Source organism: Halorussus amylolyticus (assembly GCF_004143485.2).
GTDB classification, from domain to species: domain Archaea; phylum Halobacteriota; class Halobacteria; order Halobacteriales; family Haladaptataceae; genus Halorussus; species Halorussus amylolyticus.
In genome coordinates this window covers 149,163-173,440 of record NZ_ML974135.1, presented here as the reverse complement: position 1 = coordinate 173,440, position 24,278 = coordinate 149,163, and the positions used below count along the sequence as shown (strand labels likewise).

Here is a 24,278-nt window from a genome sequence, read left to right as displayed (position 1 = left end):
CGAGCGTATCAAAGTTCGCCTTCCTTCGGACTTATACCGCACCCGGTGCAAGGAGGGCACATGGTAACCGAAAGTGTACTCGTGGGCGAGTTCTCTCACGAGACCAACACGTTCGCGGTCGGCACGACCGACAGGTCGTCGTTCGCCGACCGGCGGGAGTTCTTCGGCGAGGACCTCGTCGCCGGTCTCCGGGGTACTAACACCTCGGTCGGCGGCATCGTCGATGCCGCCGACGCCGCCGGACTCGACCTCGTTCCGAGCGTCGCGGCCGCCGCCACGCCCGGCGGGATGGTGACTGCCGAAACGTACGACTTCTACACCGACGAAATCGTCTCGGCGGCGCGCGAACACGCCGACGACCTAGACGGCGTCTCGCTCTCGCTCCACGGCGCGATGGTTCCCGAGGGGGGGACCGACGGCGAGGGGCCGCTCCTCTCGGCGGTCAGGGAGGCCGTCGGTCCCGACGTGCCAATCGTGGCGACGCTCGACCTCCACGGCAACATCACCAACGAGATGTGCGAGGCGGCCGACGCGCTCGTGGCGTTCGAGACGTACCCCCACGTCGATACCGCCGACGCCGGGCGGCGCGCCACGGAGCTTCTGGTCGATATGATGCGCGAGAACCGGAGTCTGTCGATTCACATCGAGCGCCCGCCGATGCTCCCCTACGGCCCGCTCCAGAACACCCGCGCCGGCCCGATGGCCGAGGTGATGGCGACCGCGCGCCGATTCGAGGAGCGCGACGGCGTGGCGAAGGTCAGCGTGTTTCCGGGGTTCCACAAGGCCGACGTGCCCTCGATGGGGTGTTCGGTCGTCGCGCTCGCCGACGACGACGCGGCCGCCGCGCACGCCGCCCGCGACCTCGCGGCTGAGATGTGGGAGATGCGCGAGGCGTTCGTCGGGTCGTTCCTCGACGCCCACGACGCGGTCGGCGAGGCGCTCCGGAGCGACCACGTCGAGGACCCCGAGGCGGGTCCCGTCGTGCTCGCCGACAGCGGCGACAATCCCGGTGGCGGCGGCACGGGCGACGAGACCGCGGTCCTGCGCGAACTCATCGACCGCGGCGCGACCAACGTCGGGATGGCACTCCTCCACGACCCCGAGGCGGTCGCGGCGTGTCTCGACGCCGGAGTCGGCGAGCGCGTCACCGTCTCGCTCGGCGGGAAGGCCGAGGGCGGATTCACGCCGCCAATCGGCGACGTGGACGGCTACGTCGCCACCATCACCGACGGCGAGTTCCGGAACACCGGCCCGATGGGAACCGGGACCGAGAACCATCTCGGGCGAACCGTCCTCTTCCGGTGCGGGCGCGACGACGGCGTCTCGGTCATCCTGACCGAGAAGCGAATCCAACCCCTCGACGCCGAAATCTGGCGACACGTCGGGGTCCGACCCGAGACCCTCGACGTAATCGCGGTCAAGAGCAACAACCACTACCGGGCGAGCTACGAACCAATTGCGAGCGAAATCATCACGGTCAACAGCCCCGGAATCGCGGCGTTCGACCCCCACCAGTATGACTACCGGCGAATCGGCCGCCCGAAGTTCCCCATCGACGAGATGGCGGCCGACGACTACCCCGACTGGTGCTGATTGATTCCGCGGTCGCGACGACTTCGACCGACTCCGACCATTCTGCCGCCAAATCAGGGTTGAAATGCAGGGCCACCTTCGGATGTGAGTATGTCGGGCAGTGACGAGGCCGAACAGTTGTTTCGGGGCTACGAAGGCCGCCTCCTCGTCGCCTGCTCGCTCGGGTGGGTCGGACTCAGCGTGGGTCGGTTCGCGCTCGCGCCGATGCTCCCGGCCATCATCGAGGACCTCTCTATCACGTCGTTCGAGGCCGGACTCGCGCTGTCGTCGCTCTGGGGGTTCTACGCGCTGACCCAGTACCCCGGCGGTCGGCTCTCGGACGCCCTCTCCAGAAAGACCATGCTAGTCGCGGGTCTCGGCCTGCTAATCGCGGGGTTCGCGCTGTTCGTCGTCACCGTCGAGTACGCCGTCTTCGTGGTCGCCGCCTCACTCGTCGGCGTCGGCGCGGGCACCTACTCGACGCCGACCAAGGCGCTCATCACCGACCTGTTCGCCGCCCGACGCGGGCAGGCGTTCGGGGTCCAGACCGCCGCGAGTGACGCGGGCGGAGCCATCGCGAGCAGCGTCGCGGTCGCCGCGCTCGCGGTGGCGACGTGGCAGACCGCGTTTCTCCCGGTCGTCCTGCTCGTCGGCGTCGCGCTCGCGATGGTCCACGTCTGGAGTCGAGAGCCGTACTCGGTGGCGCGCGTAGACCTCGACCTGCGCGCGACGGTGCGCCGACTTATCGCGGACCCCGACATCCGGAATCTCACGCTGGTCTACTCGCTCTACTCGCTCGCGTGGCAGGGCGCGATTAGCTTCCTCCCGGGGTTTCTGCAGGCCGACAAGGGCTTCTCGCCCGCGCTGGCGAGTACGGCGTTCGCGGTGCTGTTCGGGGTCGGAATCCTCGTCAAGCCCCTCGCGGGCGCGCTCGGCGACCGTGCCGCCCACGGCACGGTCGCGGCGGCGTCGCTCACGCTCGGGATGGTCGGCATCACGGGCGTGGTCGCGTTCCTCTCGCGCCCGGTGATACTCGCGATGGTCGTGGTGTTCTCGACCGGATTCATGGCGTTCTCGCCCGTGATGCAGGCGTTCCTGATGCAGACGTTCCCGGACGCGAGCATGGGCGGGGACATGGGTGCGACTCGAACCGTCTACCTCGGCGTGGGTGCGCTCGGCCCGGCGTACGTCGGCTACGTCGCGGACGTTGCGAGCTACACCGCGGCGTTCGTCGGTCTCGCGCTCTGTCTGCTCGCGAGCGCGGCGATTCTGGTCGCGATGGTGTCGCCCACATGGCTCCGGCTTCCCGCGGCGATTCGGTGACTGACAGTCGCTCGCCGCTCGCCACCCGCCACCTGCCGAACCCAGACGCTATCGGTTTATACTCGCGGTGCATACATCGCTTCTACATGATGGGGACGACGCACGCGCTGGTCGGCGTATTCGTAGCGACTGCCGTGGCGCAGGCCATTCCGGAGTTCGGTCCGGTCGCACTCGCCGCCGCGGTCATCGGGAGCGTGTTCCCCGACTTCGACCTCTATTCGGGCCACCGAAAGACGCTCCACTTCCCGGTGTACTACTCGATTCTCGCGGTGCCCGCGCTCGCGCTCGCGCTCGCGGCCCCCGGAACCGCAACCGTCGCGGTCGGCCTGTTCCTCGTCGGCGCGGCGCTCCACTCGACGATGGACGCGCTCGGCGGCGGTCTCGAACTCGAACCGTGGCGCGAGACCTCCGAGAAGGCGGTGTACGACCACTACCGAAGCCGGTGGGTCGCCCCCCGGCGCTGGATTCGCTACGACGGCGCGCCCGAGGACCTCGGGTTCGCGGCCCTGCTCGCCGCTCCTGCGCTCGCGCTTCACGACGCCCCGATTCGGTGGTTCGTCCTCGCGGTGCTGGCCGTTTCGGCGGGCTACACCCTCCTCCGGAAGCCGCTGGCGAAGCTGTGGGCCGCGGTCGTCCCGATGATTCCGCACGGCGTTCGGCCGTACGTGCCCGAGCGATTTCACGAGACGGACGAAGACGGACGGGGTCGAATCCTCTCGGACGCCGACTGACCGCATTCGCGCGGCGAGATAGTGACCGTACTCATTCGCCGAGCGCGCGACCGCTTCGGTGAGATTTATAAGGCGTGACGAACCCATCTCTCTCAATGCGATTGGAGAACAGTTTCATCCCCGCGAGCGGCGTCGGGGAGTCCACCGAACGAACACTCTGGCGGCAGGGCATCACTCATTGGGACGACTTCGAAGACGGCCTCCTCGGTCCGAAGATGACCGAGAACGTCCGGGAGTTCATCTTCGACGCCCGCGACCACCTCGACGACCCCGACGCCAGTTTCTTCGGCGAGTATCTGCCGAGCGGGAGCCTCTGGCGGGCCTACGACAACTTCGCCGAGAACGCCTGCTTCTTCGACATCGAGACCACCGGTCTCGACAGCGCGCGCAACGACGTGACGACCGTCAGCCTCCACCGCGCTGGCGACACCCGGACGTACGTGCAGGGCGACGACCTCACCGCCGAGGCGCTCCGCGAGGAGTTCGCCGCGTCGAGCATGCTCGTCTCGTTCAACGGCAAGCGGTTCGACCAGCCGTTTCTCGAAGACAACTTCGACCTCGACGTGACCACGCCCCACCTCGATTTGATGTACCTCTGCAAGCGCGTCGGTCTCTCGGGCGGGCTGAAAAACATCGAGCGCGAGGTCGGCATCGGCCGCGCGGACGACGATGTGGACGGTCGCGAGGCGGTTCGACTCTGGCACCGCTACGACCGCCGCGGGGACGACGCCGCGCTCGACAGACTCGTCCGATACAACCGCGAGGACGCCGAAAATCTAAAGACCCTGCTCGAAACCGTCCACGGGAGCCTCCGGGCCGACGTGTTCGAGTCGTACCTCTAATCGCGGGTCCCCTTCGGTTCGGTCCCGTCGTCCGGCGTGCGCGACGGGCGCTCTGCGACACGGTCGGCGGATGGGTCGCCGGGTCGGTCACCCTCGGTCAGCCGCGACACCCGGATGTGGGGACGCGACCCGAACAGGCGGTCGATTTCGTCGGACTTCGTCTCGGCCGCGTTTTCTGTGACCATCTCGTCCGCGTCGTCCGTGACCATACGCCGAGTTCGGGCGCACTAAACTTCACTCTATCTTACAACTACTCGGGTCGGGTGGGAACCGCTATAGAGCGCTACGGAGTCAGTACTCGGTTCGGAGGTAGTCGAACACGTCGGCCACGATTTCCTCGTCGTAGCTCCAGAACCCCTCGAACGCGTTCGGCTCGCGCTCGTCGGCCACGAGCGCGCAGTCGGTGGCGTCGGACGACTCGAACGCCACGAACCACGCGTCTCGCATCTCGGGCGCGTCGGACTCGTGGACCGTGATGCGCTCGGTCTTCGGCGGTTCCCAATCTGGAGCGCCGTACACGTGGACCTCGACGCCTTGGTCGGCGAGTTTGGCGTAGACGTCCCACTGGTCGCGCAGGAGCGAGAGGTGTTGGAAACCGGCGCGGAGTTCGCCGCCGCCCGCGCGCCACGCCCGCTCCTCGATTTCGCGGGACGCAAGAATCATCCTGCGCTTTCCGTAGTCGGAGAACGTGGTGTCGCTGACGTGTTCGAGCACGTCCGGCCGGTCGAGCGCCTCGAAGTCGGTGTTCTCGACCAGCCCCGTCTCGAACGACACCGCGGCCCGGAGGTCCTCGACGCCCGACGCCGCGAGGAACTCCCCGTCGTCGTGGAGCACCGCGAAACTGTGGGGGGCGTCCGGCACGTCCGCCTGCTCGACTTCGACGTTCTGAACCGAGAAGTGGCGCTCGATGGCGTCCAAGGCGTCCGGGTTTCTGTGATTGTAGACGGTCAAGGTGCGCGCGCTCCCAGTCACGTCGTCGATAATTGATGCAAGCGTCATCTGGCTCGTCAGACGTATCGTTACGCTGGACGACTATAAATCCTGACACACCGACGCGATTTTCCGCCGATTCCGCGGTCCAAGCGACAGCTATTACACTCTGCCATCGCAAGGTTCTATCATGACCACAGGGGTCGTCCTGCTCAACTTCGGCGAGCCGTCAGAACCGACCCGCGAAAACGTCGTCGCGTATCTCGAACGCATCTTCCTCAACAACGCCTCGCTGGAGGAGGCCGACACCGAGGAGGAGGCCCGCGAGCGCGCCCGCCAGCTCGCGGAGCGGCGCGCGCCCGGACTCATCGAGGAGTACGAGGAAATCGGCGGCTCCCCGCTGAATCCGCAAGCGGAGGCGCAAGCCGACGCGCTCGGCGCGGAACTCCGCGACCGGGGCTACGACGTGAAGACCTACCTCGGGATGCAGTTCACCGAGCCGTTCATCTCCGACGCGGTCGAGGCCGCCCGCGACGATGGCGTCGATGAACTGGTCGGGCTTCCGGTCTACCCGCTCTGTGGAGCTTCCACGACCGTCGCCTCGCTCGAAGAGATGACGGATGCGGTGGCCGACAGCGATTGGGACGTGTCGGTCGCCGAAATCACGGGCTGGCACCGCCACCCGCTCTACAACGAGATTCGGGCCGACAACGTCCGCCGATTCGCCGACGCTCACAACCTCGACCTGACCGACGACGACACCGAACTCCTCTACTCGGCTCACGGCACGCCGAGCCATTACCTCGACGAAGGGAGCCGATACGACACCTACGTCACCGAGTTCTGCGAGGTTATCGCCCGAAAGCTCGGCGTCGAGTCGTACACGCTCGGCTACCAGAACCACGAGAACCGCGACATTCCGTGGACCGAACCCGACGTTGAGGACGCCCTCGAAACCGTCGAGGCCGACCGCGTCGTGGTCGAACCGGTCAGCTTCATGCACGAACAGAGCGAGACGCTCTCGGAACTCGACGACGAACTCGCCGAGGAGGCGGCGGAACTCGGTCTCGACTTCTACCGGGTGCCGGTCCCCCACGACGACGACAGATTCTCGGACGTCCTCGCCGACCTCGCCGAACCGTTCGTGGGCGACTTCGACCCCGGCTACTACCAGTTCCGACAGTGCCAGTGCTCGGATTCACCCGGCGCGATGTGCCTGAACGCGCCGCGATGACGGCAGACGGACACGCCGACCGCGGCCGAGCGGCCGCGGTCGGCATCGTCGGCGGCGGCGTCACCGGTCTCGCGCTCGCCCACTATCTCGACCGCGAGGGCGTCGAGTTCGAACTGTTCGAGGCCGCGCCCGACCCCGGCGGCGTCGTCCGGAGCGAGCGCGTCGCGGGCCACCTGCTCGAATACGGACCCCAGCGAATCCGGCGCACGGACCACATCGACGAACTGATTCGGGACCTCGACCTCGAATCGGAGGTTCGAACTGCCGACCCCGACCTCCACATTCGCGTCTACGCCGACGGAAAGCTCCGACAGGCCCCGTTCACTCCCGAGGAGTTCGCGACGACCGACCTGCTCTCGGCCGACGCCAAGCGCGAAGTCCTCTCCGAACCGTTCACCGCCCCCGGCGACCCCGAGGAATCGGCCGCCGAACTGTTCACTCGGAAGTTCGGACGAGAGGCCTACCGGAATCTGCTCGGCCCGCTGTTCGGCGGCATCTACGGCTCGAACCCCGAAGCGATGCCGGTCGAACACGCGCTCTCGGGCCTGCTAAAGCTCGAAGCCCGCGACGGAAGTCTGCTGAAGACCGCGCTCAAGCGCGCGGCGAGCGACCGCGAGACGCCGCCCGCCATCTCGTTCGACGACGGTCTCCAGCGACTGCCGGAGGCGCTCGCGGAGGCGCACGCCGACTCGATTCGGCTCGGAACGCCCGTCACGGCCGTCCGCGGAGCGGACGGCCGTGACGACGAGCGCGAGGGTGGATGGCTACTCGAAACGCCCGACGGAACGACCCACGTTTCGGACGTGGTGCTGACCACGCCCGCGGACCTGACCGCCGACCTCGTTTCGGACCTCGCGCCCGACTCAGCGGACGCGCTTCGCAATCTGACCTACAATCCGCTCGCGATGGTCTATCTCCGGGCCGACCTCGCTGAGGGCGACGTGGACCCCGACGCGCTCGGCTATCAGGTCGGCTTCGGCGAGGACCTTCGCACCCTCGGCGTCTCGTGGAACGCGAGCATGTTCGACCGGGGGGTTCGCGCGAGCGAAGCGAGTGCGAGCTCGTCACGAGCGGAGCGAAGTGACGGTGTTTGTACGGTCTTCCTCGGCGGGATGCACGACCCCGAGATTCTGGCCGAGAGCGACGACTACCTCGGCGAGGTCGCGAGTCGGGAGTTCGAGGAAGTCACGGGCGCGCCCGCGGAGGTCGTGGAAGTCCACCACCTCGGGCGCGGCTTCCCGGCGTACGACGACTCGTGGGCCGCGCTGGACGACGTGAATCTGCCCGACGGGATTCGACTGGCGACGAACTACACCGCCCGGATGGGCGTGCCGTCTCGGATTCGGGAGGCCGAGTCGGTGGCCGAGGAGTTGGCCGCGCGGTAAGTCCGTCGAAGGTCGCGCATCGAAGCTTCTTTTCCCCCGACACGTCTCGGCTCGAACGATGGTCCCCGAACTCACGCGCCGCCGACTTCTCGCGGGCGGCGTCGCAATCGGCACGGCGGGTGTCGCGGGCGCGACGACCCGAATCGGCGTCGGCCCCCTCGATGCGTGGACGCCCTCTATCGGCACGTGGCCCCACGACCGCTACGACCTCCGCAACGCGGCCTCGAATCCGCACGCCTCTCCGCCTTCGAACCCGACCGTCGCGTGGCGCGCGCGACCGGTCGAACACGTCCAGTCTCTCGTGGTCGGCCCCGAGCGCGTCTACGTCGGCGGCCGAGTCGAAGACGGCGGTTCCGGTGTCGCCGCGCTCGACCGAGCGAACGGCGAACTCGCGTGGAGTTCCGACGTGGTGGGGTCCGCGCTCGCGCTTCGGCGCGGAACGCTCTACGCGGGCAGTTCGCGCGGAGAATCGAGCGGCTTGACCGCCTTCGACACCGAGACCGGCGAGCGCCGATGGCGCGAGGCGGTCGGTGACGTGGAGGGTCTCGTCGCTCTCGACGGCACCGTCTTCGCCGGGTCGCACTACCACCTGACCGCGGTCGCCGCGAATTCGGGTGACACGAAGTGGACCGCAGACGGCGGACTCCCCGCGGTCGCCAACGGCGCGCTGTTCGCGTCCGGCGGCGGCGTGCGTCGGTATCTACCCCGCCGAATCAGCGACGTGTTGACTCGGGAATCGCCGCCCGTCGAGTGGGACGAACGCGGCGGCGGAAGCCTCCGTCCGCCCGTGGTGTCGGCCGACCGAGCGATGGTCGGGCAGGGCCTTCCCTCCCACTCTGGCGGTGAGAGCGTGTACGCCTTCGACCTCGAAACCGGGACGCGCGAGTGGGGCGCAGTCGAGTTTTCGGACGGCGAGTATCCCGTCGTGACTGGCTCTCCGGCGGTCCGTCGGGGTCGGGGCTTCTTCTCGTTTCGGCGTGGCAAACAGCGCGCCCGCTCCCACGCGCTGGTCGCCTGCTCGCTCGCAGACGGCACCGAGCGGTGGCGCTGGGAGTCGAGCGACTGGGTCACGTCGGTCGCAGTCGGCGGCGAGACGGTCCTCGCAGGGACCTCCGCCGACGACGATACGCCCGGAGTCGCGCAGAATCGCCTCCTCGCCTTCGCTCCCGACGGCTCACGGAAGTGGGCGTTCGACACCGAGGGCGCGGTTCGCGGCCTCGCGCCGGTCGGGGAGACAGTGTTCGTGGGAACCGGCGTCTCGCTCGCGAAGGGGACGTCAGGCGTGGTGTGCGCGCTTCGGTAGCCGAGAGTCACTCTCCGGCGGTTGGCGAGCGAGGCGACGAATGGGAAGCTAATCTTATTGATGTACGCTCTGACAGCTACCACGTGTCCTCGAATCAGCCCTCCCGACGAACCGTACTCACCGCTGGTGTCGGTGCAATCGGCCTCGGCATCGTCGGCGTTTCGGCAATCGAGTTCGCGACGGACGACGACTCGCCCGGTGCCGAGGGATTCACCGCCAAGACGGTGCCCGCCGGGAGCGACCCGCTCGTGTTGGTCGATGCCGACGAAATAGCGTCATCGGATACGGCGAACGGCGTGACTCGAACCCTGCTCGGCGCGGGTCAGTTCGACGACCTCCCTGACGCGCTCGTCGGGATGTTCGGGGACGAATCGCAGTCCGTCATCGACCCGGAGGCGGTCGGAAAGATGGCGTTCGTCGGTTCGGAGACCGGTGACGGTGGCGGCGCGGTCGTCTGGGCCGACTGGACCGACGACGAACTGCTCGAAGTCCTCGAATCGGGAGGCGGGAATGCTACTCCTTCGGAGTCGTACCGGGACCGGATGATGTACGGAACCGACGACGCGAGCGCGGCGGTCCTCGGCGACACCGAGTTCGCGCTCGGCACGCCCGAAGTCGTCCGTACTATCGCGGACGTGTGGCACGGCGACGCCGACCCGGTCGGCGGGACGACGTTGGACTCGTTCGAGCGCACGCCGTCGGAAGCGACCGTCCGGTTCTCGTTCGAGGAGATTCAGTTCTCCTGCGACGACACGACGGCGTCCGACTCGGACGCGTACGACGCCGTCACGCAGGTCTACGGGTGGGTTCCCGCCAGCGACGACGGAATTCGACTCCGCCTGCGCGTCGAGTCGAACGACGCCACCGACGAGGTGGCGGCCGCCGTGCGCTCCGACCCCGGCGTCGATGGCGACGCCGTCACCGTCGGTCACGACGCCGATTTCGTTACGGTCGAGTACAGTCCCGACGACGAAAATAGCGACTTCGCGGGCGACGGAATCGAGACGACCGTGTGTGCGATTGGTCGCTCGGGATAGCCGAACCGCGCGCTCGGATTTCCGCGCCCGACCGTCTCGGCTGTGTCTGCTCAGTTTGCTCCGTCCTCCTGCCGCCGCCGATAGAGGACGATTCCCGCACCGACGAGGACGACGCCGAACAGCAGCCTCGCCCAACCGAATCCGGATTCGCTGGTGGTGGCTTCGGTCGTCACTTCGCCTGACTGTTCGGTCGTCGCTTCGCTTGGCTGTTCGGTCGTCGTCGCGGCCGATTCGGTCGTCGCTCGGGCGGTTTCGACCTGAATTGCTCCCGCGGACTTCCCGGCGGCCGACACGTCGTAGGTGCCCGCGGTTTCGAACTCCACCGGAATCGTAACCGTCCGATTGCTCCGGGCGGGGACGGTCACCGACTTAGTTTCGGTGGTCTCGCCGTCTGCGCGGACGGTCAGGTCGTAGGTGCCCTCGGCGGCCCCGACGTTCTCGACGACTGCTCGGACTTCCACTTGCTCGCCCGGCGAGGCGTCGTTCGAGTCGAGAGCCACTTCACGCACCTCGAACAGCGGCGAGGAGACGCCGACGGTGAACTCCGAGAGACCGGGCGAGACCGCCTCGAAGACGTAATGGGTGTCGGTTTCGGCGACCTGCTCTGTCGAGAGCGTTCGCCAGCGCACCTGTTCGTTCCGGTAGAGTGCCACCGACTCGGGGTCGCCGACGGCGTCCAGATAGGTTTTGCGGACCTCGAAGGTGAAGGTCACGCCGTCGATGTCGTCGTCGCTAATCGAGTGGTTCACAACGACCTGCCCCGCCGAACGCGCGCCCGTCTCGTTGGCGAACTCGCGGTCGGTCTTCGAGAGACTCTCGGCCGACTGTCTGTCGGCGGTCTGCTCGCCCGGAGTTCGCTCGGAGTCGTCGCTGGCGTTCGTGCCGTTCAGCGTTCTGCTTCGGGAGGTGACGTTCAGCGTGAAGCCGCCCGAGCGCGTGACGTTTATGTCCATGCCCGTCACCGAGACGTTTTCGACCCTGTCGGTCGGTGCCGAGGCGCTCCCGTCGTCGGGTTCCTCGGACTCGTTCGAGGCGTCGCCGAGGTCGATGGCGACCGTCGAGTTGGCCTCGGCGTTTCGAACCCGCGCATCGACCGACGACCCCGAATCGGTTTCGTTTCGGTCGGCGTCGTCGCTCGCGTTCACGACGATTTCCGTCGTTTTATCGTCCGAATCCGAAGGTCCGGAGTTCGACGGCGACCGACTGTTCGAGTTGTCCGGAGGGGCGGTCACCGTCACGTTTAGCGATTCGGTGTCGGTGTGCCCCACGTCGTCGGTGACGGTGAGGTTCACGGTGTAGGTGCCCGACTCAGCGTACGAGTGGGTCGGGGTCGCGCCGGTCGCGGTGTCGTTGTCTCCGAACTCCCACGAGTAGGCCGCGATGGCGTCGTTGTCCGAGGAGTCCGTGGCGTCGAACGCGACGTTCTCGTTCACGTCCGCACTTCGGTCTGCTCCGGCGTCGGCGGTCGGCGGCGTGATGTCGTTCACCGTCACCGTGACCGCCGAGGTGTTCGTGTTGCCCGCGTCGTCGCTGACCGTGACGTTCGCGATGAAAGTTCCGGGGTCGGCGTAGGTGTGGCTCGGTGTCGCGCCAGTCGCGGTGTTCCCGTCGCCGAACTCCCACGCGTAGCCCGTGACGCCGACGTTGTCCGACGAACCGCTCGCGTCGAACGAGGTCGCGGCGTCCTCGTCTGTCGTCCTGTCGCCTCCCGCGGCGACCGTCGGCGCAATCGCGTCCTCGACTGTGACGGTCAGCGTGTCGGTGTCGGTGTGGCCTGCACCGTCGGCAACAGTGAGGGTGGCGGTGTAGTCACCGGGAGCGGCGTAGGTGTGGGTGGGATTCGCGCCCGTTGAGGTGTTTCCGTCCCCGAAGTCCCAGTCGTAGCTGTCGATGGCATCGTTGTCGGTCGAGCCACTACCGTCGAAGGTGGTCGCGGTCTTCTGGTCGATGGTCTGGTCGCTCCCGGCGTCGGCGGTCGGCGGGGTCGTGTCTTCCACCGTGACGGTAAGAGAGTCGGTGTCGGTGTTGCCTCCCCCGTCGGTAACGGTCAGGGTGGCGGTGTAGGTTCCGGGGTCGGCGTAGGTGTGAGTCGGAGTCGCGCCGGTCGCGGTGTTTCCGTCGCCGAACTCCCACGCGTAGCCCGTGACGCCGACGTTGTCCGACGAACCGCTCGCGTCGAACGAGGTCGCGGCGTCCTCGTCTATGGTCTGGTCGTTTCCGGCGTCGGCAGTCGGGTCGGTCTTATCCTCGACTGTGACGGTCAGCGTGTCGGTGTCGGTGTGGCCCGCGTCGTCCGTCACCGTCAGCGTGACCGTGTACTCGCCCGTATCGGCGTAGTCGTTCGTCGCTGTCTCACCCGTGGCCGTATTCCCGTCGCCGAAGTCCCACGAGTAGTCTGCGATACCGAGGTTGTCCGCCGACCCGCCCGCGTCCACTGACACCGTATCGCCGAACGCGACGGTCTGGTCGTTTCCGGCGTCGGCGGTCGGGTCGGTCGTGTCGATTGTCACGCTGTCGGACTCGCCGGTCGCGCCGTCCGCGCCGTCGGCGTCTTCGGCGGTATCGACCGAGACCTCGTACTCACCGTCCGCACCGGTCTCGTACTCGGACGAGAGCGTGTAGGTGTAGGGACCGCTCCCGGACTCGCTGAAGTCGTTTTCGGTGAACGTCGTCGAAGATGGCCCGTCCACCGACACCGAGAGACTCGCTAGTGCCACCGAGGAATTGAATTCGACGGCGAGATTCTGCCCGGAGGGGTTCGTCGCACTCACGTCCGAAATCGAGGGCGCGGGCGGTGTGAGCGCGTAGAAGTGACTGCCTGACCCGTAGTACACGTAGTTGTCCCAGACGAGCGGTGTGGGGTACAGCGTGCCCGTCGGTGAGTCGTACTCCCAGAGTTGGTCGCCGGTATCCGCGTCGAAGGCGTGAACCGTCGTGTTTCCGAAGTCCGAGACGTAGACGACGCCGTTGGCGACGACCGGCGCGCCTCGGAAATCGGTTCCAGATTGGGTCCAGACCTCGCTCCCGTCGGCGGCGTCGAGCGCCGCGAGGTCGCCGCCCCGACTGGCGGCGTAGACGACGCCGTCGGCGTAGACCTGTCCGGAGTCCACGTCTCCGGCCATCGTATAGCTCCAGTCCTCCGCGCCCGTCTCGGCGTCGAGCGCGTGAATCGTACCGTCTCCAGATGTCTCCCCCATACTGCTGTCGCTCCCGATGAAGACGGTTCCGTCGGCGACAGTCGGGTCCGACTGGCTCTCGTCGGGGAGCGTGAAGTTCCAGATTTTCTCGCCGGTGGTGGCGTTCAATGCCGTGACGTTGTCGTCGTTGCCCCCGAAGTAGACCACGTCGTCCACGACCGCCGGGTTCGATTCGACGAGAACGGGCTGATAGAGTTCGTAATTCCAGATTTTCTCGCCGGTGGTGGCGTTCACCGCGGTCATGTTGCCGTCGTTGCTCCCGACGTAGACGACGCCGTCCACGACTGCGGGGGCCGAGCGAACGTTGGTCTGCGTGTCGTAGTGCCAGAGTTCGTTTCCGGTCGCGGCGTCGATAGCGTGGAGTTTGTAGTCGTTACTCCCGAGATAGAGGACGCCGTCGGCGTAGGCGGGCGTCGTCCACGTCGAACCCTCGGTGCCGCCGGGATTCGCGCTCCATTTCTCCGCGCCCGTCTCCGGGTCGAGCGCGTAGAGGTTACCACCATTGTGGAACGCGGTGTACAGCGTCCCGTCCACGATGGTCGATTGCATCACGTGGGGGACCCCTTCCGAGATGCTCCACGCTTCCTCGGGTTCGGTCGTCGGTCCCTGCTGGTCCGGATAGTGTCCGAGATTTCGCGCCCCGCCGTGGTAGTTCGCGTTGGCGTTCTTCACTGTCACCGTTTCGGTCGCGCTCGCGCTTCCTGCGGCGACGGCGACGGTTCGGCCGCCGGTCTCTTCGAGCGTCTTCCGAACCGAGACGCGCTTGGTCGTGCTGGCCTCAATCGTCCCGTTCTCCCACGCCACGACGCTCCCGTCGAGCGTCAGCGAGACGTTGTAGGTCTCCGTTCCGCCCCCCGTATTCTCGACGACGACGCTTCCGTTGACCGTACTCCCGGTGTACAGCGAAGTCGGAGTCACGGAGGCGTCAGAATACGAAACGTTCCCCGCGGCCGCGCTTCCTGCGGGAACCCACGCTATCGCTGAGAAGAGAAGACAGACAGTCAATAGTACCGCCCGCGACCGGTCGTGCGAACCACGACCCACGTCTACTGACCTCTACTGCGAACGCCTTCCACGTCCTGTTCGAAATATGTCCTTTTTTCCGCTGCAATTCCTCTGTACATGAGAATATATCGAAATACATATGGTATGAGTATTCCGGTTGTTCGAACTTCAGCGTGAGTGTCACCACTCCCACTGCTTCGCAGTCTCCACGAACGCCTGCGCGTTCTCGACCGGCGTGTTCCGATTGATGCCGTGACCGAGGTTCAGGATGTGGCCCTTCGGTCCGGCCTTCTCGATGACGGATTCGGTTCGCTCGCGGATGAATTCCCTATCGCCGAGCAGGTACGTCGGGTCGAGGTTGCCCTGCACGGGCGTCTCGCCCAACTGCTCGCGGGCGTCGGCCATGTCCACGGTCCAGTCGAGGCTCACCACGTCCGCGCCCGAGTCGGCGAGTAAATCCAGCTTTCCGCCGGGGTTTCGCGCGAAGACGATGGTGGGAACGTCGGCCGCGTCGAGGATTCGCCGGTGGAGCGGTTGGACGAACTCCGCGTAGTCGTCGGGCGTGAGGAGTCCGGCGTAGGTGTCGAACAGCTGAATCACGTCCGCGCCCGCCTCGACCTGGTACTCGACGTACTCGACCACCACGTCGGCGAAGCGTTCGAGCAGGTCGGCGAAGGCGTCTGGATGCTCGACCCGGAACTTTCGGATGGGAAGCTGTTTCTTCCCGGCTGGCTGACCCGCCACCGCGTAGGCCGCGAGGGTGAACGGGCCGCCGGTGAAGCCGATGATGCTGGTCTCGTCGCCGATGCTGGCCTGCAGGCGTTCCAGCAGGGCACCCACGTAACCGAGTTCCTCGCGCACGTCCGCGTGGCCCGCGGGCACGTCCGCGGGACCGTTCACGGGGTTCTCGACCACGGGGCCGACGCCGCTCTCGATGTGATAGTCGAGACCGAGGGGTTCGAGCACCGTGAGGATGTCCGAGAACATCACCAGGCCGTCGGGTTCGAACAGCTCCCACGGCAGGAGGGTGATGCGTTCGGCGACCTCGGGGGTCGAGATGGCCTGCTTGAAGGTGTACTCCTCGCGTATGTCGCGGTACTCGGGGATGTACCGCCCGGCTTGGCGCATCAGCCACACCGGGGGACGCTCGGTTCGCTCGCCGCGGGCGGCCCGCACCAGTAGGTCGCTCATTGCCCGGTTCTTCTCACGCGACGGGCTAATGGTTTCGCAATCCGGTCGGGTCGAGCGGCGCTCGACCCGACCGGTCGCGCTGGCACAGCTCCCTTCAGTCTGCGATTTCGGGACAACGTTTAAGCACCACCCAGCAGAATGTCAACATCTCTCATGAGTGTTAATGACATATCCGGTCCGCTCGACTACCCGACCGAGGAAATCGCGCTCTCGGTCAACGGCGAGGAAGTCACCGCGGAGGTCGAACCCCGTCACAAGCTCTCGGACTTCCTCCGGGACGCCCGAGGTTTGCGCGGCGTTCGGGTCGGGTGCGAACACGGCGTCTGCGGAGCCTGCACGGTGCTGATGGACGGCCGGGCCGTCAAGTCGTGTCTCACCTACGCGGTCCAGGCCGACGGCGCGGACATCGAGACGGTCGAGGGACTGGCCGACGACGGCGCGCTCCACCCGATTCAGGAGTCGTTCCACGAGGAACACGCGCTCCAGTGTGGCTTCTGCACCAGCGGTTTCGTGATGGCGACCAAGGAACTCCTCGACAGCGAACCCGACCCCGACCGCGACGACATCGAGGACGGACTCGCCGACAACATCTGTCGGTGTACCGGGTATCAGAACATCTACGACGCGGTGCTTCGCGCCGCCGACCGGATGGACGGCGAAGCGGACGACGAAGGAGCGGCAGACGACGAGGAAGCGACGGGCGACGGAGCGACCGAGACGGAGGCCGACCGATGAGTTCCCGTCCCGACTCCGACGCCGACGGCTCCACCTCGGCCGACGCCCGGGGGTCAGAGCGCGCTACCTCCGAGAAATTCACCGGGAGCGGTCTCAACCGCGTCGAGGACCGCCGCATCCTCACGGGCGAAGCCGAGTATATCCACGACAAGGCCCCCGAGAGTGCGCTCCACATGGCGCTCTACCGGAGCGTCCACGCCCACGCCGAAATCGAGTCCATCGACACGAGCGCCGCCGAGGACCACCCCGGCTGTCACCTCGTGCTGACTGCCGAGGACATCAAGGCCGACTACAACCCGATGCCTGCGGGACTGACGGGCTTCGAGGAGTGGTCGCTCGCCGACGGCAAGGTGCGCTACGTCGGCGAACCGGTCGCGGTCGTGGTCGCCGACGACCGGTACGTCGCCGAGGACGCGGTGGACCTCGTGGACGTGAGCTACGACACGCTCGACCCGGTGGTGGACCCCCGGGGCGCGCGCGAGGACGAGACGCTGGTCCACGAGGACTTCGGAACCAACGTCGGCGACCACGAGGAACTCACCTTCGGCGACCCCGACGGGGCGTTCGCGGACGCCGACCACGTCGTAGAAGGCTCTTACTCGTGGGGTCGAATCTCGGGCGTCCCGCTCGAAACCGCGGGCGTCGTCGCCGACTACGACGACGATTCGGACTCGTTCGACATCGACTGCAACATCCAGCTTCACACCCTCGTGGACGACACCGTCTACGACACGCTCGGCTACGACCCCGACGACGTGAACCTCGACGTGCCGCCCGACGTGGGCGGGAGCTTCGGGACGAAAATCGCGATTCACCGCTACTGCTGTCTCGCCGCGATGGCGAGCAAGGAACTGAATCGACCGGTCGCGTTCGTGGAGGACCGCATCGAGAATCTGCAGGGCGGCGACATGCACTCGACCGAGCGCGAGTACGACGTGAAACTCGCGGTGGACGACGACGGCACGATTCGCGGCCTCGATTTCTGGTTCGTGGACGACTTCGGCGCGTGGCCGCGCTACCCCGTGAATCAGGTCCTCAAGCCGCTTTCGGTCCTCACGAACGCCTACGACGTGCAGGACGCCCGGTACGAGTACGACCTCGTGCTGACGAACAAGACCTGTCAGACAGCCTACCGGGGATTCGGCGTGCCCGCTCATCTCTACGCGTTGGAGATGATAGTGGACGAGGCCGCCGAGGAAATCGGAATGGACCCCGACGCTCTCCGCAGGCGGAATCTCATCGAGTCCGACCAGATGCCCTACGAACTCCCGTCGAAGAACATCTACGACTCGGGCGACTTCCCCGCCGCGCTCGCGCACGTCCAAGAGAAAATCGAGGACGAGCGCGACGGCGGCCTGCTCGACCCCGAGGTCGTCGAAGCCAAGCGCGCGGAGGGAAAGTACCGCGGCGCGCGCCCGACGGTCCACATCGAACCCGGCGTCTCGGGGTCGGACTGGACCGACCGCCAGCGTTCGAATCGGGAGAGACTCGCCGACCGCGACCGCGACGACGTGGCCGAACTCCCCGAACACCTCCGGGCGGAAATCCGGCCGGACGGGACGGTGCGGGCCTTCCTCGCCACCGACTCGTCGGGACAGGGCCACCAGACGCTCGTGACCCAACTGCTTGCCGACGAACTCGGCGTCCTCTCGAGCGACATCGACGTGCGCTACCTCGACAGCGTCGAGGCCCCGACCGAGTACGGCACCGCCGCCTCGCGGATGGCGGTGATGGTCTCGGGCGCGGCGAAGGGTCTCGGCGAGGCGCTGACCGAGAACCTCGAAACCCTGGCCGCGGAGGTGTGGGACTGCCCCGACCGAGACGTGGTCTACCGCGACGGCGCGGTCGAACGCGCGGGCGGCGAGCGCCTGTCGCTCGCGGCGCTCGCGGAGCGAGACCGCGAGCGACCCGACGACGACCGACTGACCCGCGCGAGCTACGACTACCAGCACCCCGCGACCGACTTGGAGGAGTTCGACGACGCGCTCGCCAGAAAGCTCCCGGTGTACCCGACCGCGGCGTTCGCGGCGAACGCGCCAATCGTGGAGGTGGACGCCAAGACCGGCGAGGTCGAGATTCTGAAATTCTACTCGCTCCGGGACTGCGGCACCCAACTCAATCCGACGATAGTCGAGGGGCAGGCCCACGGCGGTCTGGCGCAGGGCATCGGCGCGGCGCTCCTGGAGGAGTTCGGCTACGCCGACGACGGTCAGCCCCAGGCCATCACGATGTTCGACTACCGCCTGCCGTCCATCGAGAACATCCCGGAGATGGAACTCGACCACACCGAGACGCCGTCGCCCTTCACTCCGACCGGCGCGAAAGGCACGGGAGAAGGCGGGATGATTGACGGACCGGCGAGCCTCGCGTGTTCGATAAACGCGGCGTTGGAGCCGTTGGACGTGCAAGCCGACCAGATTCCGTTCACGCCGAACCGGGTGCGAGAGCGGATTCGGGAGAGGGAGGACGAGTAGCGGGATTTCGGTCCGTGTCTGTCTCGCGTTTGTTACTGATTCTGTCCGTGTTCGAAGTCAGTGGCTTTCCACTCCGTCGCTCGTCGGTTTTCACACTCCGTCCGGCGCGTCTGCGTGTTCGGCGCGTCTGTGCGTTCGGCGCGTGCTGCGCGGCGCGTTCATGCGCCGCGCAAGCGCGCGAGGTCATCGGGAACGGAGTGACCGATGGCTCGTCGGACGTGTCCGACGGTGGACGAGGACCGCAGCGAAGCGAGGACCGCAGGAGGCTGGGGAGGTGTGAGGCCTGTGGTCGCGGTGCTGTGCGGTTTCCCCTAGGCTCAAGCAGAAGCTAGTTCGGTACCGTCTCCGTGAACATCACGTCGCCGTCTTCGGACAATTCGTGTTCAAGCAGAAGCTAGCTCAGTACCGTCTCCGCGAGCATCACGTCACCGTTTTCGGACAATTCGTGCTCAAGTAGAAGCTAGTTCGGTACCGTCTCACAACGGGGGCGTATCCGAAGCGAGGGTAGCTATCGTTTGAGCCTCGGAGACGCCGCAACCTCACGCCTCTGGCCTCCTTGCTCACTCCGATTTCACCTACTCGGATATCACAGATAGTCGAACGCCCGGTCGTCGCCCGCGAACCCGGCCCGGTCGTGGGCCCACTCGAACACCGAATCGTCTCGCCGGTCGTCGAGGAACTCCACTATCTTCTGGCTCACGTTCTCGCCGTACAGCTTCTCGTTGGATTCGAGGCGGTCGCGAACCGCGTCGGTCTCGTACACGTACTCTATCATCTCGCGGACCCCCTTGCCCGATGTCGGCGGGACGAGCAGATTCGATTCGGCGTCCATCACGGTCTCCGGGCGGTCGGTGTTGAATCGCGCGGTGAGACACAGCGCCTCGTCGATGACGTTGAGTTCCTCCTGCATGCTCCCGGAGTCGGTGAACTCCGCGAAGCACTGGCCGGACGTGAGGAACTCGTAGACGTGGGCGTGCTTCTTCCAGAGGCCCGTAAAGAGGAAGTTCTCGCGCTCCGCGTCGAGTTCGAGCAGGCGCTCGCGGTAGCCGTAGTTCTTCAGCGCCCGTCTGGTCGCGTTCAGTTCCACGAAGTTCACGTTGTACCCGTCTTCGACCAGTCCGACGACGCCCTCCACGATGGCCGAGAATCGCTCGGGCAGGAGGTTCGCCCGTCGGTGGATGTCCACTCGAATCCAGTCGTCGCGCGCTTCGAGGGCCGGATAGATGTCGAAGATGGATTCGTCGAGGTCGGGGTCGCGCTTCGCCTCGATGGCGTCCACGATGGAGTTGCCGACCACCGGGATGCGCTCGACCCCGTCGGACTCGCCGGGGTAGCCCTCGTTCAGGAGGTGCTGGCGGTTGCGTTCCACCGGCGCGAAGTGGTATATCGACGCCGCGCTCCCGACGAACGTGTCGTACTGCTCGGGGAACGGCTCCGCGCGGTTGAGCGTCCACTCGCCCTCGAACTGGTCGGTGACGAACGCCTCGGGGTCCTCGACGTTGTCGAACGAGGGCATCATTCCGCGAAGCCCTGCTTCGTTGTGGGCGACGAATTGGTTCGTGGCGAACGCCCACGCCTGCGGGAAGACGCCCGCCGCGTGCGTGTCGCCGTGAACGACGGGGAGAATCGTCGTGTCGGGGAACTCCGACTCGAAGTACTCCGCGACCGACTTCGTGCGAGTCATCAGGTCGGCGGTCTTCTCCGAGAGGCCGCCGCGGATTCGCATGTCCACGCCGATGTGGGATTCGACGTCGTACTCCGCGAGTCCGTGGCCGAGCACGTCGTCGTAGTGTTGTCCGGTGTGGAGGACGAAACAGGGGAGGCCGCGCTCGTCGGCCGCCTTCACTAGCGGTGCCTGCTTGTAGAAGTCCGGCTTGGTCGCGGTGACGACGGCGACGGCGAACTCCTCGCCCGCGAGTTCGCGGGCGAGGAGTTCCTCGTTCAGTTCGAAGGACGTCATAAAATCCGATACCGAACTCGGTTGTAAAACCGTTGTGATACTCGAACACCGCGTCGGCGTCCGGATTCGGGTCCGAGTTCGAGTTTGAGTTCGAATCCGACGTCGCCGAGTCGTCGATGGCCCTCCGCGCGCCGCGAACTCAATCCTCCAACGACGCTTCCGCGTCGGGCTTGCCCTCCAGTTTCGATTCCGCGGGTTCGCCCTCTCGCGCCTTCTCCTCTAAGTCCTCGAAGAAGTCGTTCACCAGCTTGTTCGTCACGCTCCCCAACGCTCGCTGGCCGAGACTCGCTATCATGCCGGATACGTCGGTCTTGGCCGCCCAGTAGGCGGTCGTCCCGCCGTCGTCGCGCTCGTCTAAGCTCATCTCGGCGACCGCGTCGAACGCGTTCCGGGACGCGCTCCCGTCGGCCTGCATCTCCAGCAGTTCGGGTCGGTCGGCGCGCGTGACCACCATCTCCACGTCGAAGGTGGGTTTGACGCTCCCGACGCCGACCGAGATGGTCGCGGTGACCTCGTGGGGCGACTCTAACTCGATGGCGTCGGTTCCGGGCGCGCACTCGGCCAGCACGTCGGGGTCGGTGAAGTAGCTCCACAGTTCGTCTCGGGGCAGGTCGGATTCGAATTCGCCGTCAAATTCCATCATGGTTACAGTTGGTCAGTATCGGTCTCGCCGTTCGTCGCGCGGTCGTACGAGGCCGCGAGCGAGCGCCGCGCGTACTCGCCCGCGACCTCGCACTTGAACTCCCGGTCGGCGTGCATCTCGTCGGCGGGGTCGGCCGCGGCCGTCGCCGCCTCGGCGACGGCCGCGAGCGTTTCCTCGGAAAGCGGTTCGCCCTCGATTGCGGTCTCGCACTCCTCGACGCGGAGGGGAACGTCCGCGGCGTTCGCCAGCGCGAGACGGGCCTCCTCAACGACCGGCTTTGTGGCGTCCGGGTCGTCCACCCGTATCGCGCTCGCGGCGCTGACGGTCGGCCACGTCTGGGCCGCGGGCTTGAGTTCGAGGAACGCCATCCCGGTCCTGTCGGGCGGAAACGGCTCGGTCGGTACCCTCGCGGCCGCGATAATCTCGTCCTCGCCGAGGTCGGTGAACATGTACGCGATGAAGTAGTCGGAGACGGGGACCTCGCGCTCGCCGTCGGCCGACACGAGTTCGAGGGTCGCATCGAGCGCGAGCAGCGCGGCGGGGTAGTTCCCCGCGGGGTCGGCCTCGCCGACGCTTCCGCCGAGCGTACCGCGGTTCCGGACGCTCGGTCCCGCGATTTGCTCGGCGGCCTCGGGGAGCATCGGCAGGCGCTCTGCGAGCAGGCCCGAACGCTCGATAGTCCGGTGGGTGGTCATTGCGCCGACGGCGACGGCGTCGCCGTCGGCGCGCTCTTCGACGTAATCGAGGTCTTCGACCGCGTTGAGGTCGATGAGGTGGTCGGGGGTCGCGAGTCGATTCGCCATCACGATACCGAGCGACTGATTTCCGGCCAGAAGTTCGGCGTGGTCGCGGTCGGCGAGCAGGTCGGCCGCCTCGGCCACGGTCGTCGGTCGGTGGTATTCGAACGGTGCGGGTTTCATATCGTGGATGTTTCGTGTGCGGTTTGCGAGCAGTGCCTGAAGTTCGCCGAAAGCGTCCCGAATCGAGTCGGGAAATCGGTGAATCCGAAACTTCACGTACGACTGTTATAAACCTTGGCGTGATTTCCCATACCAATGTCGAGGGTCTCCGCACCCGAACCGGCGTTTTAGTACGGTACCCCCACGAAGCTTTAAGTCCCTGCCACGACCTTTCAAGAATTCAGAGGTGTTCACGACATGTTAGACGGATACGAAATGTACGACCTGACCCAGCCGTGGTCTCAGGACACGCCCGCGTGGCCGACTTACGACAACCCCAAGGTGTGGTACGAGAAGAGCCTCGACACCGAGAAGGTCAACGGCCAGAAGATAGAGTTCATGAACCACACCGGCACCCACCTCGACGGCGAGAAGCACTTCGTCGCCCACGGCCGGGACATCGAGTCGATGCCGCTCGACGAACTGGTGAGCGACGCGGTGGTCGCCGACATCTCCGACAAGGTGGGCGACTACGACGTGTACACCAGCGACATGATAGAGGACGTCGCCGACGTGCGCGAGGGCGACATCCTGTTCGTCCACACCGGCTATCAGAAGTACGCGTGGCACCGCGAGGAGGCCGACCCCCACGCGTTCTTCTGCAAGCACCCCGGACCGAATCAGGAGTTCGCCGACTGGTGCAAAGAAAAGAACCTCAATTACCTCATCCTCGACTGCGGGAGCGCCGACCACCCGATGAACACGGTGGTCCGCGACGTGCGTCCCGAACTCGCGGCGGAGGCCGCAGACCACCTCGGCGTGGACGACTTGGACGAAATCTTCCCGCCGGAGGGGTATCAGCTCATGCACACCGAACTGTTCCCCGAGGGCATCGTTCACGTCGAGAACGCACAGGTCCCCGAGGAACTCCTGAACGAGCGGGTCCAAATCGGGACGTTCCCGTGGCGGTTCCGCGGCGGCGAGTCGAGCGTGTCTCGGTGCGTGGCGTTCAAAGAGGCGTAACCGGCTTCGATTTTCCGTTCTTCGCTGTCCGCGCCGACAGTCAGACGTCGAAACGCGCGGGGCGGTTACCTCGAAGTAACCTCGTTTCACTGGGGTTAGCAAACGTATAATCCCCCGGCGCGACATACTCCGAGTGAATGTCCGACTGTCTCGACCCTGACGCACCGCCGAGCGCGAAGCTGGTGGTAAAGGTGCTCGAATACGCCGACCAACCCCTGACGCAGGGCCAACTCAGCGAGCGAACCCGGCTCTCGCCCCGAACCGTCCGGAGTTCGATGAAACGGCTGAAAGACGACGGCGTGGTCGAAGAGCGGGTGTACATCCCCGACGCCCGCAAGCAGATTTACGTCCTCGCCGACCCCGTCAGGGAGTGTCTCCAGTCGGGAGCCGAGGGCGTCGAAGCCGTCTGAGAATCGAAATATTTTGGATTCGCCCGCGCGCAGACGAGCGCGTGACCGAGTACGACAAACTCGTCCGCGACCGGATTCCCGAGATTATCCGCGAGAACGACGAGACGCCCGTGACCCACCTCGCCGAGGGAACGGCCTACCGCGAGCGACTCCGCGAAAAGCTCTGTGAGGAAGCCGCGGAGTTCCGCGAGAGCGCCGACCCCGAGGAACTCGCCGACGTGCTCGAAGTCGTCGCCGCGATTCGGGACGCCGAGGGGTTCGACCCCGACGAACTGGAACAACTTCGCGAGGCGAAAGCCGACGAGCGCGGTCGGTTCGAAGACGGCGTGGTTCTAGAGCGCGTGGAGTGACGGCATCGTTCGGGAAAACGCTGAAGTGATGTCA

At 66.3% G+C, this 24,278-nt stretch carries 20 protein-coding genes; 13 read left to right on the top strand and 7 right to left on the bottom strand.

Annotated features, from left to right (window positions below; genetic code table 11):
- The first annotated feature begins 60 nt into the window (after positions 1 to 60).
- The 4 genes from EKH81_RS13010 to EKH81_RS12995 all read left to right on the top strand — a co-directional run bounded on the left by EKH81_RS13010 (position 61) and on the right by EKH81_RS12995 (position 4,468).
- Positions 61 to 1,593 (top strand): M81 family metallopeptidase, encoded by a 1,533-nt coding sequence (locus tag EKH81_RS13010; protein ID WP_132058592.1) that lies wholly within the window; start codon positions 61 to 63, stop codon positions 1,591 to 1,593.
- Between the two features lie 90 nt (positions 1,594 to 1,683).
- A complete protein-coding gene (locus EKH81_RS13005) occupies positions 1,684 to 2,895 on the top strand; it encodes an MFS transporter (protein WP_132058593.1) in 1,212 nt (403 codons plus the stop codon).
- 86 nt (positions 2,896 to 2,981) lie between these two features.
- A complete protein-coding gene (locus EKH81_RS13000) occupies positions 2,982 to 3,626 on the top strand; it encodes a metal-dependent hydrolase (protein ID WP_202935138.1) in 645 nt (214 codons plus the stop codon).
- A 95-nt stretch (positions 3,627 to 3,721) separates the two neighbouring features.
- Positions 3,722 to 4,468, top strand: coding sequence for a ribonuclease H-like domain-containing protein (locus EKH81_RS12995; protein ID WP_132058594.1), 747 nt, complete (start codon positions 3,722 to 3,724; stop codon positions 4,466 to 4,468).
- Here the strand turns inward: EKH81_RS12995 and EKH81_RS12990 are convergent.
- Positions 4,465 to 4,677 carry a hypothetical protein gene (locus tag EKH81_RS12990; protein ID WP_132058595.1) on the bottom strand — a complete coding sequence of 71 codons (213 nt, stop codon included), beginning with the start codon at positions 4,675 to 4,677 and terminating at the stop codon, positions 4,465 to 4,467. The genes EKH81_RS12995 and EKH81_RS12990 overlap by 4 nt on opposite strands.
- Positions 4,678 to 4,759: 82 nt before the next feature.
- Complete coding sequence (locus EKH81_RS12985; protein ID WP_132058596.1) at positions 4,760 to 5,467, bottom strand: DICT sensory domain-containing protein; 708 nt, start codon at positions 5,465 to 5,467, stop codon at positions 4,760 to 4,762.
- Positions 5,468 to 5,588: 121 nt separating this feature from the next.
- Between EKH81_RS12985 and hemH the strand changes: the two genes are divergently transcribed.
- From hemH to EKH81_RS12965, 4 genes are all read left to right on the top strand, one after another.
- Positions 5,589 to 6,632 (top strand): ferrochelatase, encoded by a 1,044-nt coding sequence (gene hemH, locus EKH81_RS12980; RefSeq protein WP_132058597.1) that lies wholly within the window; start codon positions 5,589 to 5,591, stop codon positions 6,630 to 6,632.
- The gene (hemG, locus tag EKH81_RS12975) at positions 6,629 to 8,017 is read left to right on the top strand and encodes a protoporphyrinogen oxidase (RefSeq protein ID WP_132058598.1); all 1,389 of its coding nucleotides are present in this window, start codon (positions 6,629 to 6,631) and stop codon (positions 8,015 to 8,017) included. The genes hemH and hemG overlap by 4 nt, the downstream gene beginning before the upstream one ends.
- Positions 8,018 to 8,075: 58 nt before the next feature.
- Positions 8,076 to 9,320, top strand: a complete 1,245-nt coding sequence (locus EKH81_RS12970) for an outer membrane protein assembly factor BamB family protein (protein WP_132058599.1) — start codon at positions 8,076 to 8,078, stop codon at positions 9,318 to 9,320.
- Between the two features lie 83 nt (positions 9,321 to 9,403).
- Complete coding sequence (locus EKH81_RS12965) at positions 9,404 to 10,357, top strand: hypothetical protein (RefSeq protein WP_132058600.1); 954 nt, start codon at positions 9,404 to 9,406, stop codon at positions 10,355 to 10,357.
- 50 nt (positions 10,358 to 10,407) lie between these two features.
- Here EKH81_RS12965 and EKH81_RS12960 read toward each other — a convergent pair whose 3' ends face one another.
- Positions 10,408 to 14,472, bottom strand: a complete 4,065-nt coding sequence (locus tag EKH81_RS12960) for a PKD domain-containing protein (protein ID WP_202935137.1) — start codon at positions 14,470 to 14,472, stop codon at positions 10,408 to 10,410.
- Positions 14,473 to 14,739: 267 nt separating this feature from the next.
- A complete protein-coding gene (gene hemE / locus EKH81_RS12955) occupies positions 14,740 to 15,750 on the bottom strand; it encodes a uroporphyrinogen decarboxylase (protein ID WP_132058602.1) in 1,011 nt (336 codons plus the stop codon).
- Positions 15,751 to 15,903: 153 nt separating this feature from the next.
- On the opposite strand from hemE, the gene EKH81_RS12950 reads away from it, so the two are divergent.
- Together EKH81_RS12950 and EKH81_RS12945 are read left to right on the top strand one after the other, a co-directional pair.
- Positions 15,904 to 16,485, top strand: a complete 582-nt coding sequence (locus tag EKH81_RS12950; RefSeq protein ID WP_132058603.1) for a (2Fe-2S)-binding protein — start codon at positions 15,904 to 15,906, stop codon at positions 16,483 to 16,485.
- A complete protein-coding gene (locus EKH81_RS12945; RefSeq protein ID WP_132058604.1) occupies positions 16,482 to 18,959 on the top strand; it encodes a xanthine dehydrogenase family protein molybdopterin-binding subunit in 2,478 nt (825 codons plus the stop codon). Before EKH81_RS12950 ends, EKH81_RS12945 begins: the two co-directional genes overlap by 4 nt.
- Positions 18,960 to 19,545: 586 nt before the next feature.
- Here the strand turns inward: EKH81_RS12945 and EKH81_RS12940 are convergent.
- From EKH81_RS12940 to EKH81_RS12930, 3 genes are all read right to left on the bottom strand, one after another.
- Positions 19,546 to 20,919, bottom strand: coding sequence for a UDP-N-acetyl glucosamine 2-epimerase (locus tag EKH81_RS12940; protein WP_132058605.1), 1,374 nt, complete (start codon positions 20,917 to 20,919; stop codon positions 19,546 to 19,548).
- 139 nt (positions 20,920 to 21,058) lie between these two features.
- A complete protein-coding gene (locus tag EKH81_RS12935) occupies positions 21,059 to 21,562 on the bottom strand; it encodes an SRPBCC family protein (protein WP_202935136.1) in 504 nt (167 codons plus the stop codon).
- Positions 21,563 to 21,564: 2 nt separating this feature from the next.
- Positions 21,565 to 22,482, bottom strand: coding sequence for an FAD binding domain-containing protein (locus tag EKH81_RS12930; protein ID WP_132058606.1), 918 nt, complete (start codon positions 22,480 to 22,482; stop codon positions 21,565 to 21,567).
- 237 nt (positions 22,483 to 22,719) lie between these two features.
- Between EKH81_RS12930 and EKH81_RS12925 the strand changes: the two genes are divergently transcribed.
- The 3 genes from EKH81_RS12925 (at position 22,720) to EKH81_RS12915 (ending at position 24,244) form a co-directional block, all read left to right on the top strand.
- Entirely contained in the window at positions 22,720 to 23,484 is a 765-nt protein-coding gene (locus EKH81_RS12925) for a cyclase family protein (protein WP_132058607.1), read from the top strand.
- A gap of 137 nt (positions 23,485 to 23,621) precedes the next feature.
- The gene (locus EKH81_RS12920) at positions 23,622 to 23,894 is read left to right on the top strand and encodes a winged helix-turn-helix domain-containing protein (RefSeq protein ID WP_132058608.1); all 273 of its coding nucleotides are present in this window, start codon (positions 23,622 to 23,624) and stop codon (positions 23,892 to 23,894) included.
- Between the two features lie 41 nt (positions 23,895 to 23,935).
- Complete coding sequence (locus EKH81_RS12915; RefSeq protein ID WP_132058609.1) at positions 23,936 to 24,244, top strand: nucleoside triphosphate pyrophosphohydrolase; 309 nt, start codon at positions 23,936 to 23,938, stop codon at positions 24,242 to 24,244.
- Positions 24,245 to 24,278: the final 34 nt, after the last annotated feature.

Excerpts from the sequence above, each read along its gene's own strand:
- EKH81_RS12935 (WP_202935136.1), bottom strand. The coding sequence starts at position 21,562 with ATGATGGAATTTGACGGCGAATTCGAATCCGACCTGCCCCGAGACGAA.
- EKH81_RS12970 (WP_132058599.1), top strand. The coding sequence starts at position 8,076 with ATGGTCCCCGAACTCACGCGCCGCCGACTTCTCGCGGGCGGCGTCGCA.
- hemH (WP_132058597.1), top strand. The coding sequence starts at position 5,589 with ATGACCACAGGGGTCGTCCTGCTCAACTTCGGCGAGCCGTCAGAACCG.
- EKH81_RS12930 (WP_132058606.1), bottom strand. The coding sequence starts at position 22,482 with ATGAAACCCGCACCGTTCGAATACCACCGACCGACGACCGTGGCCGAG.
- EKH81_RS12940 (WP_132058605.1), bottom strand. The coding sequence starts at position 20,919 with ATGACGTCCTTCGAACTGAACGAGGAACTCCTCGCCCGCGAACTCGCG.
- EKH81_RS12950 (WP_132058603.1), top strand. The coding sequence starts at position 15,904 with ATGAGTGTTAATGACATATCCGGTCCGCTCGACTACCCGACCGAGGAA.
- EKH81_RS13010 (WP_132058592.1), top strand. The coding sequence starts at position 61 with ATGGTAACCGAAAGTGTACTCGTGGGCGAGTTCTCTCACGAGACCAAC.
- EKH81_RS12995 (WP_132058594.1), top strand. The coding sequence starts at position 3,722 with ATGCGATTGGAGAACAGTTTCATCCCCGCGAGCGGCGTCGGGGAGTCC.
- EKH81_RS12945 (WP_132058604.1), top strand. The coding sequence starts at position 16,482 with ATGAGTTCCCGTCCCGACTCCGACGCCGACGGCTCCACCTCGGCCGAC.
- EKH81_RS12990 (WP_132058595.1), bottom strand. The coding sequence starts at position 4,677 with ATGGTCACGGACGACGCGGACGAGATGGTCACAGAAAACGCGGCCGAG.
- EKH81_RS12925 (WP_132058607.1), top strand. The coding sequence starts at position 22,720 with ATGTTAGACGGATACGAAATGTACGACCTGACCCAGCCGTGGTCTCAG.
- EKH81_RS12920 (WP_132058608.1), top strand. The coding sequence starts at position 23,622 with ATGTCCGACTGTCTCGACCCTGACGCACCGCCGAGCGCGAAGCTGGTG.
- EKH81_RS13000 (WP_202935138.1), top strand. The coding sequence starts at position 2,982 with ATGATGGGGACGACGCACGCGCTGGTCGGCGTATTCGTAGCGACTGCC.
- EKH81_RS13005 (WP_132058593.1), top strand. The coding sequence starts at position 1,684 with ATGTCGGGCAGTGACGAGGCCGAACAGTTGTTTCGGGGCTACGAAGGC.
- hemG (WP_132058598.1), top strand. The coding sequence starts at position 6,629 with ATGACGGCAGACGGACACGCCGACCGCGGCCGAGCGGCCGCGGTCGGC.
- hemE (WP_132058602.1), bottom strand. The coding sequence starts at position 15,750 with ATGAGCGACCTACTGGTGCGGGCCGCCCGCGGCGAGCGAACCGAGCGT.
- EKH81_RS12985 (WP_132058596.1), bottom strand. The coding sequence starts at position 5,467 with ATGACGCTTGCATCAATTATCGACGACGTGACTGGGAGCGCGCGCACC.